Origin of the sequence: Pseudoselenomonas ruminantium (assembly GCF_900113715.1) — a bacterium.
Lineage (GTDB): Bacteria > Bacillota > Negativicutes > Selenomonadales > Selenomonadaceae > Selenomonas_A > Selenomonas_A caprae.
Genome location: NZ_FOQK01000005.1, coordinates 1 through 12,927, shown reverse-complemented (window position 1 = coordinate 12,927; position 12,927 = coordinate 1). Strand labels below are relative to the sequence as shown.

The 12,927-nt window shown below is 57.0% G+C and carries 15 protein-coding genes; all 15 read left to right on the top strand.

Annotated elements, in window-relative coordinates; all coding sequences use genetic code 11:
- The first annotated feature begins 29 nt into the window (after positions 1-29).
- The 15 genes from BM181_RS03635 (at position 30) to BM181_RS03570 (ending at position 12,766) form a co-directional block, all read left to right on the top strand.
- Positions 30-1,070 (top strand): HlyD family secretion protein, encoded by a 1,041-nt coding sequence (locus BM181_RS03635; RefSeq protein ID WP_075442467.1) that lies wholly within the window; start codon positions 30-32, stop codon positions 1,068-1,070.
- A gap of 172 nt (positions 1,071-1,242) precedes the next feature.
- The gene (locus tag BM181_RS03630) at positions 1,243-1,542 is read left to right on the top strand and encodes a YerC/YecD family TrpR-related protein (protein WP_075442466.1); all 300 of its coding nucleotides are present in this window, start codon (positions 1,243-1,245) and stop codon (positions 1,540-1,542) included.
- 35 nt (positions 1,543-1,577) lie between these two features.
- On the top strand, positions 1,578-2,762 hold the full coding sequence (hisZ, locus tag BM181_RS03625; RefSeq protein ID WP_075442465.1) for an ATP phosphoribosyltransferase regulatory subunit: 1,185 nt from the start codon (positions 1,578-1,580) through the stop codon (positions 2,760-2,762).
- Positions 2,759-3,286: an HDIG domain-containing metalloprotein gene (locus BM181_RS03620; protein ID WP_075442464.1), complete on the top strand. Its 528-nt coding sequence runs from the start codon at positions 2,759-2,761 to the stop codon at positions 3,284-3,286. Before hisZ ends, BM181_RS03620 begins: the two co-directional genes overlap by 4 nt.
- Positions 3,287-3,375: 89 nt before the next feature.
- Entirely contained in the window at positions 3,376-4,041 is a 666-nt protein-coding gene (gene hisG, locus BM181_RS03615; protein WP_075442463.1) for an ATP phosphoribosyltransferase, read from the top strand.
- The gene (hisD, locus tag BM181_RS03610) at positions 4,038-5,375 is read left to right on the top strand and encodes a histidinol dehydrogenase (protein ID WP_075442462.1); all 1,338 of its coding nucleotides are present in this window, start codon (positions 4,038-4,040) and stop codon (positions 5,373-5,375) included. The genes hisG and hisD overlap by 4 nt, the downstream gene beginning before the upstream one ends.
- Positions 5,376-5,381: 6 nt before the next feature.
- The gene (gene hisC, locus BM181_RS03605) at positions 5,382-6,452 is read left to right on the top strand and encodes a histidinol-phosphate transaminase (RefSeq protein WP_075442461.1); all 1,071 of its coding nucleotides are present in this window, start codon (positions 5,382-5,384) and stop codon (positions 6,450-6,452) included.
- Entirely contained in the window at positions 6,449-7,039 is a 591-nt protein-coding gene (hisB, locus tag BM181_RS03600; protein ID WP_075442460.1) for an imidazoleglycerol-phosphate dehydratase HisB, read from the top strand. The genes hisC and hisB overlap by 4 nt, the downstream gene beginning before the upstream one ends.
- A gap of 15 nt (positions 7,040-7,054) precedes the next feature.
- Entirely contained in the window at positions 7,055-7,666 is a 612-nt protein-coding gene (gene hisH / locus BM181_RS03595; protein WP_075442459.1) for an imidazole glycerol phosphate synthase subunit HisH, read from the top strand.
- A gap of 14 nt (positions 7,667-7,680) precedes the next feature.
- Positions 7,681-8,412 (top strand): 1-(5-phosphoribosyl)-5-[(5-phosphoribosylamino)methylideneamino]imidazole-4-carboxamide isomerase, encoded by a 732-nt coding sequence (hisA, locus tag BM181_RS03590; RefSeq protein ID WP_075442458.1) that lies wholly within the window; start codon positions 7,681-7,683, stop codon positions 8,410-8,412.
- A gap of 1 nt (position 8,413) precedes the next feature.
- A complete protein-coding gene (gene hisF / locus BM181_RS03585; RefSeq protein ID WP_075442457.1) occupies positions 8,414-9,172 on the top strand; it encodes an imidazole glycerol phosphate synthase subunit HisF in 759 nt (252 codons plus the stop codon).
- Positions 9,172-9,882 carry a bifunctional phosphoribosyl-AMP cyclohydrolase/phosphoribosyl-ATP diphosphatase HisIE gene (gene hisIE, locus BM181_RS03580; RefSeq protein WP_075442456.1) on the top strand — a complete coding sequence of 237 codons (711 nt, stop codon included), beginning with the start codon at positions 9,172-9,174 and terminating at the stop codon, positions 9,880-9,882. Before hisF ends, hisIE begins: the two co-directional genes overlap by 1 nt.
- Positions 9,883-9,896: 14 nt before the next feature.
- A complete protein-coding gene (locus BM181_RS03575) occupies positions 9,897-10,643 on the top strand; it encodes a SagB/ThcOx family dehydrogenase (RefSeq protein ID WP_075442455.1) in 747 nt (248 codons plus the stop codon).
- Between the two features lie 83 nt (positions 10,644-10,726).
- Complete coding sequence (locus BM181_RS15060; protein WP_143092097.1) at positions 10,727-10,894, top strand: hydrogenase maturation nickel metallochaperone HypA; 168 nt, start codon at positions 10,727-10,729, stop codon at positions 10,892-10,894.
- A 75-nt stretch (positions 10,895-10,969) separates the two neighbouring features.
- The gene (locus BM181_RS03570) at positions 10,970-12,766 is read left to right on the top strand and encodes an EAL domain-containing protein (protein ID WP_075442454.1); all 1,797 of its coding nucleotides are present in this window, start codon (positions 10,970-10,972) and stop codon (positions 12,764-12,766) included.
- The last annotated feature ends 161 nt before the right edge of the window (positions 12,767-12,927 follow it).

Below are 12,927 nucleotides of genomic sequence, written 5' to 3'. Positions count from 1 at the left end.
GGTGACTATATAGTAGGGAGGTATCCCGCATGGAAAAAGACATCACAAGCAAAGTCAAGAACATCCTTCGCTTCGGCGCGCTTGGTCTAGTGCTGCTGGCGCTCCTGGCTGGTGGCGGCGTCTATTGGTATCAGCATCACAACAAGACCCTGACGGTCTATGATGCTAAGGTAGCCAGTACGCTGGTACCCGTGAAGGCCCGCTCGGCCGGCAAGATCACGGAAGTCGTAGTAAGTGATGGCGATCATGTCGAAGCCGGCGATGTGATTGCCCGTGTCGAGACGAATATCACGGACGCAGACATCCAGCAGCTGCAGCAGAACCTTGAGCTCAGCAAACAAAGCCTCGAGCAGCTCAAGAAGGGCACGACGATGACGACGCCGGCTGCGCCTGCGGCTGTACCGCAGGTCGATACCGGTGCCCAGCAGCGTGCGGCGCAGGCCTATAGCCGCATGCAGCGCATGAATGAGCTCTATAGCATGGGCGCTATCAGTGCTGTCAAGCGCGATGAAGCTGCGGCCGCCTATGCAGCAGCGCAGGCAGCCGCACAATCGGCAAGCAGCCGGCCGGCCTATACGGCACCGGCGCAGACCACGACAGTGCCCGTAAGCCCCGAAATCCTCAAGCAGGCCGAGGCGCAGGTCAAACAGGCAGAAGCAGCACTGGCTAATGCCCAGCAGGATCAGCAGTCGACAGAGATCCTGGCACCGGCAGCAGGTACGGTCATCCTTACGGATACAGCAGCCGCTGATACAGCCGTCAAAGCGGACCAGGCCATCGCGAACATCATGGATGCAGGCAGCGCCTGGATCGAGGCACGCGTGACGCCCGAGCAGGCAGCTGCTATCCGTCTCGGCCAGTTTGCCGAATACGAACTCGATGGCCACAAACTGCAGGGGACAGTGCAGGATATCGTTGACCCGTCAACGCCTTCCGAGGATGAAGCTGACAAGTCAGATTCTGCTGGCGGTGATGGCCGCTTGACGGTACGTATATCACTTCCCGCAGATTTGCCGTTTACGCTGAAACCGGGACTGGAAGCAACGATAAAGTTTGCAATCGATGGCTAAAAATCCTTTTCAGATGGACAGACAGTTGTGGTAATTTACAATCTGAGCCCTTTGGCACGACTAATCGTGCCAAAGGGCTTTTCTTTTGCGGCAGGCTGTGCTATAATGACAGGTAATTTCACAAACTAAAGGAATAAAGACGGAAAGAACAACTGGAGGAGGATACAGGATTATGGTTAATCCGAAACTGAAGGACAAGCTCAATGACCAGCTATGTCAGGCAGTGCTCGCGCTGAAAAACATGGATGAATGCTATCAATTCTTTGAGGATATCTGCACGATCAGTGAGCTCAAATCCATGTCGCAGCGGCTCGAAGTGGCCAGGATGCTCAAGGCCGGCCATACGTATGACGACATCGTCGAGCAGACTGGTGCCAGCACGGCGACGATCAGCCGCGTCAAGCGCTGTCTCAACTACGGTGCTGATGGCTACAAGACGGTACTCGAGCGCCTGCCAGAGCAGCCTGAATAAAACGACAATCCGAAAATCAAAGGAGCGAAGAACCGATGGAAAAAGACAAGAATGTATTGGAAATCCCTTACGGTACCCGTGACTTCCTGCCGAGTGAAGCGGCCAGCAAGCGGGCAATCGAGACGAAGCTCGCCGAGCTCTTTGCGGAATGGGGCTACGATGAGGTCGTCACGCCGACGATCGAGTATCTCGACAACCTGACCCTCGGCAGCAGCCGCAGCAGTGAAGCCCATCTGTTCAAGCTCTTTGACAAGGACAACCGCACCTTGGCGCTGCGCCATGAAATGACGACGCCGATTGCCCGGCTTGTCAGCAGCCGCCTGCAGGAATATCCGCTGCCCATGAAGCTGTCGTACATCAGCAGTGTGTTCCGCTATGAGCAGACGCAGATGGGGCGCCAATGCGAATTCCATCAGGCTGGCGTCGAGCTTATGGGCAGCACGAGCCCCTTTGCCGATGCGGAGATCATCGCGCTGGCCATCCAGGGTCTGCTGCGCGCAGGGCTCACGGAATTCCAGATCTGCCTCGGGCAGGTGGAATTCATCAGCGGCATCATGGAGCAGTATCATCTCGCCGCTGATGTCAAGGAGAAGCTCAAGCTGGCCATGGAGCAGCGTGACCTCGTAGCTCTCGGCAACACGGTGGACGCCCTCGACCTGCCCGCAACGGCGAAGTCTGTGCTCAAGAAGCTGCCCGTGCTCAGCGGCGGTGAGGACATGATAAAGAAGGCCTACGATCTCGCACTCAACGAGCAGAGCCGCCGGGCCCTGGACAATCTCTGTGAAATCTATCGGCTGCTCAAGGCCTATGGTGTCGAGCAGTACGTCCGCTTCGATCTGGGCATCATCCGTGACTTCAGCTACTACACGGGGATGGTATTCGAGGCCTATACGCCGGGGCTGGGCTTCCCGCTTTGCGGTGGCGGCCGCTATGACCACCTGCTGGCCGACTTCGGCAATGCCTGCCCGGCCACGGGCTTTGCCAGCGGCATCGAGCGCATCCTGCTCGCTCTGGAGCGCCAGGGCATCGAACGCCCGATGCGCGCCCGCGACATCTATCTGGCCTATGCGGCGGGCAAGGAGGCCATGGCGGTAGAAAAAGCTGAAACACTGCGCCGCACCGGCAAAACCGTCGAGCTGTCCCTGTCGGCACAGACCCAGGCCGAAGCCGAGACGGCGAAGCAGGCCAAGGGCTACCGCGAGCTGGTATACCTCGCATGAGGCAGCGGATCCGCCAATTCTGCCGCGCCATGACGGCAGCCATCACGCCCGCTGACCGGGCCTGGGTTGACAAGTCAATCCCAGCAGCTGCGCAGCCGCTGTTCTATGCGATGCATCCTGCCGATCAGTACCATGCACTCCATGTGGCCCGCACGGCGCTGGCACTGGCTGACATGTCAGATCTGACCGTTGACCGGTCCATGCTGCTGCGCTGCGCCTTGCTGCACGATGTCGGCCGCGTCAGGGGGGATCTTGACGTCTGGGGCAAGGTCTTCACGGTGCTCATGGACCGTTTCCTGCCCCGGCTGGCTGAGAAGCTCGCCTGCCCTGGGGGGCAGGGGCTTTGGTCAAAGCCTGGCCATGCCATCTACGTCTACTACCATCATGCGGAGATCGGCGCCGCCAAGCTGCGCGCCATCGGCCTGACCGGCGAAGCGGCGCTCATCGCCAGGCATCATCAGCCGCCAGCTGCCGGTGATGCTCCGGAGCTCTGCCTGCTGCGTGAGGCGGACGAAAGAAATTAACACCTTGGCTTGACGTTTACAACTTTACATGTTAGTATTGTTACATGTTATTACTTTAACGAGATAAAGAATCATCCAGGAGGTCAACTATGCAGTCAAACAATATGGATTACCTGACAATTGCCCTGCCTAAGGGGAAATTGTTTGGCCTGTCGGCAGAACTTTTGGCAAAGATTGGCTATACGGCAGAAGGCCTATCCGATAAATCGCGCAAGCTCGTCATCACCAATGAGGAGAAGAAAATAAAGTTCATCGTCTCCAAGACGGCCGACGTACCGACCTATGTAGAGTATGGTGCCGCCGATATCGGCGTCATCGGCAAGGATGTCCTGCTCGAATCCGGCAAGGATGTCTACGAGCTCCTGGATCTCGGCTTTGGCCGCTGCCATCTGATGATGGCCGTGCCAAAGTCTGCCAAGCGCGCCAAGCTGACGGACTACAATCACACCCGCGTCGCGACGAAGTTCCCGCATATCGCCGAGCAGTTCTTCAACCGCCACGGCATGCAGATGGAATACATCAAGCTCAATGGCTCGATCGAGCTCGGCCCGATCGTCGGCCTGTCGGAGAGCATCGTCGATATCGTCGAGACGGGAACGACCCTCAAGGAGAACGATCTCGAGGAGATCGTATCCATCCAGGAGGCAACGGCCCGGCTTATCGCCAACCGCGTGAGCTTCAAGATGAAATTCGACCGCATCCATACCATGGTCAGTGATTTGCGTAAGATACTGGAAAGCGAGGCTGCAAAATGAGAATCGTAAAAGCAAGTGAGGTTGGGGAGCTGGAAGTCGAGCGCATGCTCACGAAGGCTGCCTTTGATGAAGTAGAGCTTAGTCCGAAGATCCGCGAGAGCAATAAAAAGCTCTTCGGCCGTGATATGAGTGCGGCTGAGCTTGTGCGCCAGATTGTCGGCGATGTCCGCAGGGACGGCGACAAGGCAGTCATCCATTACACGAAGCTTATCGACCGCGTCGAGCTTACGCCGGAGAGCTTCCTCGTCACCGAGGAAGAGTTCGCAGCGGCAGAGGCTGCTGCCGATCCGGCTGTCGTCGAATCCCTGCACAAGGCCGCCGAAAACGTCCGCCGGTATCATCAGGAGCAGAAGCCAAATTCGTGGATGACCTATCGTGAGCACGGCTCGCTGCTGGGCCAGTCGGTGATTCCCCTCGACCGGGTGGGCATCTATGTACCGGGAGGCACGGCAGCTTACCCGTCCTCGGTCATCATGAACGCCGTACCGGCTGTCGTGGCTGGTGTCCGTGAGATCATCATGATGGTGCCGCCCAAGAACGGGCAGATCAATCCCTATGTGCTGATTGCCGCCCGGGCTGCCGGCGTGAAGAAAATCTATAAGATTGGCGGGGCGCAGGCAATCGCTGCCATGGCCTTTGGCACGGAGACCATCCCGCGTGTCGATAAGATTACCGGCCCGGGCAATATCTTTGTCACGTTGGCCAAAAAGGAAGTCTACGGCAATGTCGATATCGACATGCTCGCAGGCCCAAGCGAAATCCTCATTGTCGCCGACAAGACGGCAGATCCCGTCTATACTGCTGCCGATATGCTTAGCCAGGCGGAGCATGACCCGCTGGCTTCCAGCATCGTGATTACCGACGACGCAGAACTTGCAGCCAAGGTGGAAGCCGAGGTCGAAAAGCAGCTTTTAGAGCTGCCGCGCCGCGAGATTGCCCAGGCTTCGATTGCACGCAACGGTCTTATCGTGGTAGCCGACGACATGCGGCAGGCCATCCGCTTTGCCAATGTCTCAGCTCCTGAGCATATGGAACTGCTGACGGCAGACCCGTTCCAGCTGCTTCCCTATGTGCGTCATGCGGGCGCTGTATTCCTTGGCGCCTACTCGCCCGAGCCCCTCGGCGATTATTTCGCCGGCCCGAACCATGTGCTGCCGACTGGCGGCACGGCCCGCTATTACAGCGTACTGAATGTCGAAACTTTCATGAAGCGCACGAGCATCATCTCGTATACACAGCCAGCTTTGCAGGCAGTCAGCGAGGATATCATCCGCCTGGCCGAAAACGAAGGCCTGCAAGCTCATGCGAATGCAATCCGTTTGAGGAGGAAATAAAGAATTATGTTGAAATACCGTACTGGTTTGAAGGATATGCCATCCTATGATGTGGTGGAGCGCGACTGGCAGATCAAGGTCAATGCCAACGAGTGCAATATGAACCTGCCGCCGATGGTGGAAGACCGCCTGATGGGGCGTCTCTCCCGCGTCGCATTCAACCGCTATCCGAATGAGGAATACGATGCCCTGCGCGAGCAGATCGCCGACAACCACAAGCTGCAGAAGGAGAACGTCCTGCTGGGCAGCGGCTCCAGTGAGATCATTGAAAAGCTGTTCTACTGCTTTGGCGGTACGAAGGCCAAGAAGATCGTCTATCCGGAACCTTCCTTCTCGATGTACCGCATCTATGCCAAGGCCGCGCAGGCTACGGGCATCCCGGTAGCCCTCGAGGAGGATTTCTCCCTCGACATCGAGAAATTCGTCAATACGGTCAATGAGGAAAAAGCCGCCCTGGCCGTTATCTGCAACCCGAACAATCCCACGGGAACGGGCTATTCGGTCAGCGATATCGAATACATCGCCGACAACATCCATGGCAACTGCGCACTGCTCATCGATGAGGCTTATATCGAGTTTTATGGCCGCACAGCAGTCGGCCTGCTCAGCAGCCATCCCAACCTCATCGTGGCCCGCACCTTCTCGAAGGCCTACGGCCTGGCCTCGGCCCGTGTCGGCTACATGCTCGCCAGCACGGCCATCGTCACGATGATCGAGAAAGCGTACATGCCGTACCATATGAACGTCCTGTCGCTGGCCACGGCTGACATCGTCTACCAGATGCGCCATGAATATGTGCCGCGCATCCAGATGATGATCGCCGAGCGCAAGCGCATGAGCGCCGAGCTCGACAAGCTGCCTGGCGTCACCGTCTATCCGTCAGAGACGAATTTCGTGCTGATCCGGTATGCCAAGGCAGCAAAGCTCAACGAATATCTGGAGAGCAAGGGCATCGGTGTGCGCTGCTTCGGCGATGCGCCGGGGCTCAAGAACTGCCTGCGCATCTCGATGGGCCTGCGCGAAGAGAATGACCAGTGGCTTGATGCCATCCGGCAGTTTGTGGAGGGCAGGGCATGAGTATGCGTACAGCATCTGTAGAACGCAAAACGGCGGAAACAGCCATCAAGCTCGTGCTGAATCTTGACGGCCGTGGCAATGGCGTCATCGATTCGGGCATCGGTTTCTTCGATCACATGCTGAACCTCATGGCTTCCCACGGCCTGCTCGACCTGACGCTGGCCTGTGACGGTGACCTTGAGGTCGACGGGCACCACTCGGTAGAAGATATCGGCATCGCACTCGGACAGGCCTTCAAGCAGGCCATTGGCGATAAGAAGGGCATCCGCCGCTACGGCACCTTCTATCTGCCGATGGATGAATCCCTGGCTTTCGTCTCCCTCGATATCAGCGGGCGGCCATTCCTTGTCTATGACGGCGGGCCGATGGCACCGATGATCGGTGGCTACGATTCGGAACTTACCGAAGAATTCCTGCGGGCCTTTGCCTTTAATGCAGGCATCACGCTGCATGTCAAGGTCCTTTATGGCACGAATTCCCATCACAAGGTCGAGGCTGTCTTCAAGGCCCTAGGCCATGCCATCCGCCAGGCGGTAGAAGACGACCCACGTGTCGAGGGCATCCCATCCACGAAGGGCATGCTGTAAAGAGGAGGGCCAGCGATGATTGCGATAATCGACTATGGAGCAGGTAATTTATATAGTGTTGAGAAGGCCTTTGCCGCCCTGGGGGCTGACGTCAAGGTAACCAGCAGGGCAGAGGACATCCTTCAGGCCGATAAGCTCGTCTTGCCAGGCGTAGGTGCCTTTGGCGAGTGCATGAAGAAACTCACGGACTCGGGGCTCATCCCTGCCATCCGCCAGTGCGTCGACAGCGGCAAGCCGCTGCTTGGCATCTGCGTCGGCTTACAGATCCTCTTCGAGGGCAGCGAGGAGTCGCCAGGTGTCCGCGGCCTGGGCTTCCTGCAGGGAATGGTCAGGAAGATCCAGGCACCGGAGCTGAAGGTGCCGCATATGGGCTGGAACAGCCTGTCTGTCGTGAGACCGCGCCGGCCCCTTGACCTCTTTGCGGGACTTGCGGCTAATCCCTATGTCTATTTCGTCCACAGCTACCATGCGGTGCCTGACAATCCGTCGGTCGTCACGGCCTGGACCGAGTATGGCGGGAAGCTTACCGCGGCCGTCGCCAGCGGCGGCATCCAGGCCACCCAGTTCCATCCCGAGAAGTCAGGCGACGTTGGCCTGCAGATCCTCAAGAATTTCGTAGAAGGCTAAAAGGAGTTGTAACCATGCTGATTTTCCCTGCAATCGATATCCGCGACGGTAAATGCGTGCGCCTGTTCAAGGGCGATTTTGCGCAGGAGACTGTCTTTTCCGATAAACCTGCTGAAATGGCCCAGAAGTGGGAAAGTCAGGGGGCGCAGTTCCTGCATCTTGTCGATCTTGACGGCGCGCTGGCTGGTGCATCCCGCAATCTTGAGACCGTGAAAGAGATCCTCGCCGCGGTGGACATCCCGGTGGAACTCGGTGGCGGCATCCGCACGATGGAGAATATCGACGAAGTGCTGGCACTGGGCGTGCGCCGCGTCATCCTCGGATCGGTGGCGGTCAAGAATCCTGCCCTCGTCAAGGAGGCCTGCGCCAAATATGGCGACCGCATCGTGGTCGGCATCGATGCCAAAGATGGCATTGTGGCCGTCGATGGCTGGGGCGTTTCCGGGGATGTGGATGTCACGACGCTGGCCAAGGAAATGAAGAAAGCTGGAGTCAAGACCATCATCTATACGGATATTTCCCGCGATGGTACGCTGGAAGGTGTCAACGTGGAGGCTACGGCCAAGCTGGCCCGGGAAAGCGGCGTGAATATCGTCGCCTCGGGGGGCGTCAAGTCAACGGCGGATATCGAAGCCCTCAAGCCCTATGAAAAGGACGGCATCGAGGGCGTGATTGTCGGCAAATCGATCTATATGGGTACCCTGGATTTACAGCAGGCTATTGAAATTGCCGCCAAGGAGGATTAAAATGTATACGAAACGGATAATTCCTTGTCTTGACGTCAAGAATGGCCGGGTGGTCAAGGGAACCAATTTTGTAGGCCTGCGGGATGCAGGCGATCCGGTGGAGCTGGCGGCACGCTATGACGAAGAGCGTGCCGATGAGCTGGTCTTCCTCGACATCACGGCCTCCAACGAAGAACGCAATACCATGGTGCAGGTAGCTAAGGACTGCGCCTCCCAGGTCTTCATCCCTTTCACGGTGGGCGGCGGCATCCGTTCGGCTGCCGATATGCGCCGCATGCTGAAGGCTGGAGCGGACAAGACCTCTCTTAACACAGCTGCCATCAAGGATCCTGAGCTCATCCGCGAAGGTGCCGAAAAGTTCGGCAGCCAGTGTGTCGTGCTGGCGGTGGATGCCCGCCGCACAGGCGAGGACAAATGGGAAGTCTTCATCAATGGCGGCCGCACGCCGACGGGTCTTGACTGCATCGAATGGGTCAAGAAGGCCGTGGCCCTCGGTGCTGGCGAAATCCTGCTCACGAGCATGGATGCCGATGGCACGAAGGATGGGTATGATATCCCGCTGACGCGGGCAGTCTCGGAGGCCGTCGATGTGCCCGTCATCGCTTCGGGCGGTGCTGGCAAGCTCGAGCACTTCTACGATGTGCTGACGCTGGGCAAGGCGGATGCGGTTCTGGCAGCTTCGGTGTTCCACTATGGCCAGTTCACGGTGCGGCAGGTCAAGGATTATCTGAAATCTCGTGGCGTGGAGGTAAGATTCTGATGGACAAAAACATTGATATTTCCATGGTAAAATTTGACGAAAAAGGTCTGGTACCGGCCATCATCCAGGAGGAGAACGGTCAGGTTCTCATGATGGCCTATATGAATGAGGAATCCCTCAAGAAAACGATTGAAACAGGGTATACCTGGTTCTTCAGCCGCAGCCGCCAGAAACTCTGGAACAAGGGCGAAGAGTCTGGCAACAAGCAGAAGGTGCGAGAAATCTCCTACGACTGTGATGGCGACACGCTGCTGGTGCGGGTCCATCAAACGGGTGTGGCCTGCCATACGGGCACCTATACCTGCTTCAGCGGGCGCAAGCTCGTGGGCGAGGAGGAAAAGGGCGTGGCTGTCGTGCCGCCGGAGCCGCAGGTATCGCTGGCTACGGTCTTGAATGACCTCTACAACGTCATCCAGGACCGCAAGCTCAATCCCGTGGAAGGCTCCTATACAAATTATCTCTTCGATAAAGGACAGGATAAGATCCTCAAGAAAGTCGGCGAGGAAGCCGTGGAGACAGTCATTGCCTCGAAGAATCAGGCGCCGAAGGAAGTCCTCTACGAGATGGGCGACCTCTGGTATCACTGCCTGGTGCTGCTGGCCTATCACAAGCTCACGCCAGATCAGCTCTTAGATGAGCTTATGAGCCGCCGCAAGGGTGGAAACTATCACCAGTTCACAGGCAAGACCGGCGTCCGTCCGGATATGTAAGCGAGGATTACCCTATGAAAGAATATCCAATCGCGCAGGAGTTCCTGGCCGCAACCACCATGGCCAAGAATCCCAGCGTCCCCAAAATGGAAGGTGCCGAACCGCCAGCACCGGAAAAAGCCGTGTCCCCTGGCACGAAGATCATTCCGCTGCCGGAGCCGGAATTGCTCCCCGATATGCCCGTCAACTTCCTGGAGGTCATCGAGCTGCGGGCTTCGGTGCGCCAGTACAGCCAGGTGCCGCTGACGATAAAGGAGCTTTCCTATCTGCTCTGGTGCACCCAGGGCGTCAAGATGGGGCTGCCCAAGGGCGCCAGCAAGCGCAATGTGCCGTCAGCCGGTGCCCGCCATGCCTTCGAGACGTATCTTTTCATCCAGAACGTCAAGGGCATAAAGCCAGGGCTTTATCGCTATCTGGCCTTTGAGCACGCCCTGTTGCCGCTACGGACGGCAGAGGAAATGGGCGAAGCCTTCTGCGCCTGCTTCCGGGCCCAGAATATGGCCAAGAACAATGCGGTTACCTTTGTCTGGAGCGCCGTGCCTGAACGCATGACCTATCTCTTTGGCAGCCGCGCCTACCGCTATCTGTTCCTCGATGCTGGCCACGTCTGCCAGAACCTATATCTTGCGGCCCAGACGGTCAAGATAGGCGTCTGCGCACTGGGCGCCTACGAGGACGACAAGCTCAACGAAGTCCTGGGACTCGACGGCAAAAACGAATTTGCCATCTACGGTGCCACGGCTGGCAAGCTACAAGCATAATCTTTTCTGGAAACAAAAGTACCCCCATGAACTCGCACCCTGCCGATTCCATGGGGGTATTGTGCAAAGGAGGAGGGGACATCATGTTTGATGACGACGATGATGATGAGCGTTACTACGATGACGAAAACAACTACGTCTACAACAATTATGTCTGTGAAGACTGCGGCTATCGCTGGCTGGCCGATGACTACGCCATCAGCTGTCCCGTATGCGGCAGTGCCAACATCGAGCAGGACGAATTCCTATGACTCCACGCTATCCGCGGCCATGAGAAACGATACCATTCTCGCTGATAATCTGCAAGAGAAAGAAGTCGATGGATTATGGATACAGCAAACGCAAAGCTTGCAGGCAAGACCTCGCTGGAATGCTATCTGGCGGAGCATATCGACGAGGCGATCGAAAGGCATGAGATCACCGTCCATTACCAGCCAATCATCCGCAGCCTGACGGGAAAAATCTGTGCCTTTGAAGCTCTGGCCCGCTGGACAGATCCCATCTACGGCACGATCACGCCCAGCGTTTTTCTCGGTGTGCTGGAAGCCACCAACCAGACGCACAAACTTGATCTGGCCGTAGTCAAAGAGGTCTGCCAAACGCTTGCCAGCAGGCAGCAGCAGAACCAGCCGCAATTGCCAATTTCCCTGAACCTGTCGCGGCTTGACTTTTTGGCCGGGGATTTCTTTGCCCTGGTAGAAGCGGCGATGGACCAGTATCAGCTGCCCCGTGAACTGCTGCGCATCGAAGTCACAGAAAACATCTTTGCCCAGGACAAGCGCATCGAATCCTCTTTGAAGCGCTTTCAAGCAGCTGGTTACTTGGTATGGCTCGATGACTTCGGCGAGGGCAGTTCCTCCCTGAATGTGCTGAAGAACCATCAGTTCGAAGCCTTGAAGATCGATATGCGGTTCCTAGCACCGTTTTCGCCACGCGCCAAGACAATCATCGAATCCGCGGTCTGCATGGCGAAGAAAGTCGGCATCCACACCATCGCAGAGGGCGTGGAGACAAAAGAGCAAGCCGATTTCTTGACCAAGATCGGCTGCGAGAAGATGCAGGGCTTCTATTTCGGCCGTCCCATGCCGCTGGAGAAAGCGCTGGCTGCCTGCGAGGAAAACGGCATCGCCACCGAGGCAAACACTGCTGACAGCCGCATCCGCACAGCCGAAGCCTATGACCGTGGCGAATATCTGAAGATCTTCCAGCCCATCTATGCACGGCGGCTGGAGGAGACCAAGCTGGAAAACATGCATTTTGCCTACTATACCAGTGCGACCACGGGCATCAACATCCTCAAAGGGCGTCATCTCTGGATGCGGGCGGCGGCCTGCATGAACGACTACCGTGAAATCGACTACGGCATCCAGCTGCTCAACCATACCATTTACAGCTCCGCAGCACGGCGCCAGCGGATCCAGGCCATCAGCCAGCAGCTGCACTGGGGCAGCAATATGCTGGAATCCCTGCTCAGTGACCTGAACCGCAACGAACAGCAATACATCACCCATACCTATCTGGCCTGCGTCTCTGAACATGCACCAGCAGAGAAGGGCAGGGGGCGGCTGTCAATGTGGCGGGCCTACGGACGTAAGACAGGTGTAGCCTTCGTTCTCAATCCCAACGCCATATTCCGCCCCCTCGAACCACTGCCGCTCCTGCTGTCACCGGTGGAATACCTGACCCAGGAGCAATTCTCGGCTGGCTTTGACTGGATGCTCGAAAATATCGAACGCAGTCTGGCAACACTCCAGGAGCATCCATCCACACAAGTCTTGAACTATTTCGTCGACATGCTGATGACCTCGTTGTTTTCCATCAAGAACCCGGGCTTTGTCGAGGAACGCGAGTGGCGGTTCATCTACAAGGAATCTTCACAGGGACGGCTGGCCTATGACATCGAAGTCATCGACGGAATCCCACAGATCATCTATAAGCTGCCGATATGTGGCCCAGGCGATGACTATCCGGGCCTGCCGCTGCAGGAAGCACTGGAAGAGATCATCATCGGGCCCAGCCAATATGCCGAAGTGATCCGCACAGCCTACGTCAAGCTGCTCGAAGAAATCGGCATCAACAACGCCGCGCGGCTGGTAAGCAAGAGCAACATTCCCTTGCGATAACTGATGACCAACGACGAAAAATCGAAAAGATAAGACTGACACGCATCGGAAATAAAGTCCGTACTGACTGTAGAGACCCCCATAAGTTAGACCAAGGAATCTAACTTATGGGGGTCTTTTTATGGCAAAATATAGTGCAGAATTTAAATGTAAGGTAGTCC

Coding starts and splice junctions, on each gene's coding strand:
- BM181_RS03635 (WP_075442467.1), top strand. CDS start 30: ATGGAAAAAGACATCACAAGCAAAGTCAAGAACATCCTTCGCTTCGGC.
- BM181_RS03620 (WP_075442464.1), top strand. CDS start 2,759: ATGAGGCAGCGGATCCGCCAATTCTGCCGCGCCATGACGGCAGCCATC.
- hisF (WP_075442457.1), top strand. CDS start 8,414: ATGTATACGAAACGGATAATTCCTTGTCTTGACGTCAAGAATGGCCGG.
- BM181_RS15060 (WP_143092097.1), top strand. CDS start 10,727: ATGTTTGATGACGACGATGATGATGAGCGTTACTACGATGACGAAAAC.
- hisC (WP_075442461.1), top strand. CDS start 5,382: ATGTTGAAATACCGTACTGGTTTGAAGGATATGCCATCCTATGATGTG.
- BM181_RS03575 (WP_075442455.1), top strand. CDS start 9,897: ATGAAAGAATATCCAATCGCGCAGGAGTTCCTGGCCGCAACCACCATG.
- hisB (WP_075442460.1), top strand. CDS start 6,449: ATGAGTATGCGTACAGCATCTGTAGAACGCAAAACGGCGGAAACAGCC.
- BM181_RS03630 (WP_075442466.1), top strand. CDS start 1,243: ATGGTTAATCCGAAACTGAAGGACAAGCTCAATGACCAGCTATGTCAG.
- hisG (WP_075442463.1), top strand. CDS start 3,376: ATGCAGTCAAACAATATGGATTACCTGACAATTGCCCTGCCTAAGGGG.
- hisD (WP_075442462.1), top strand. CDS start 4,038: ATGAGAATCGTAAAAGCAAGTGAGGTTGGGGAGCTGGAAGTCGAGCGC.
- hisH (WP_075442459.1), top strand. CDS start 7,055: ATGATTGCGATAATCGACTATGGAGCAGGTAATTTATATAGTGTTGAG.
- hisIE (WP_075442456.1), top strand. CDS start 9,172: ATGGACAAAAACATTGATATTTCCATGGTAAAATTTGACGAAAAAGGT.
- BM181_RS03570 (WP_075442454.1), top strand. CDS start 10,970: ATGGATACAGCAAACGCAAAGCTTGCAGGCAAGACCTCGCTGGAATGC.
- hisZ (WP_075442465.1), top strand. CDS start 1,578: ATGGAAAAAGACAAGAATGTATTGGAAATCCCTTACGGTACCCGTGAC.
- hisA (WP_075442458.1), top strand. CDS start 7,681: ATGCTGATTTTCCCTGCAATCGATATCCGCGACGGTAAATGCGTGCGC.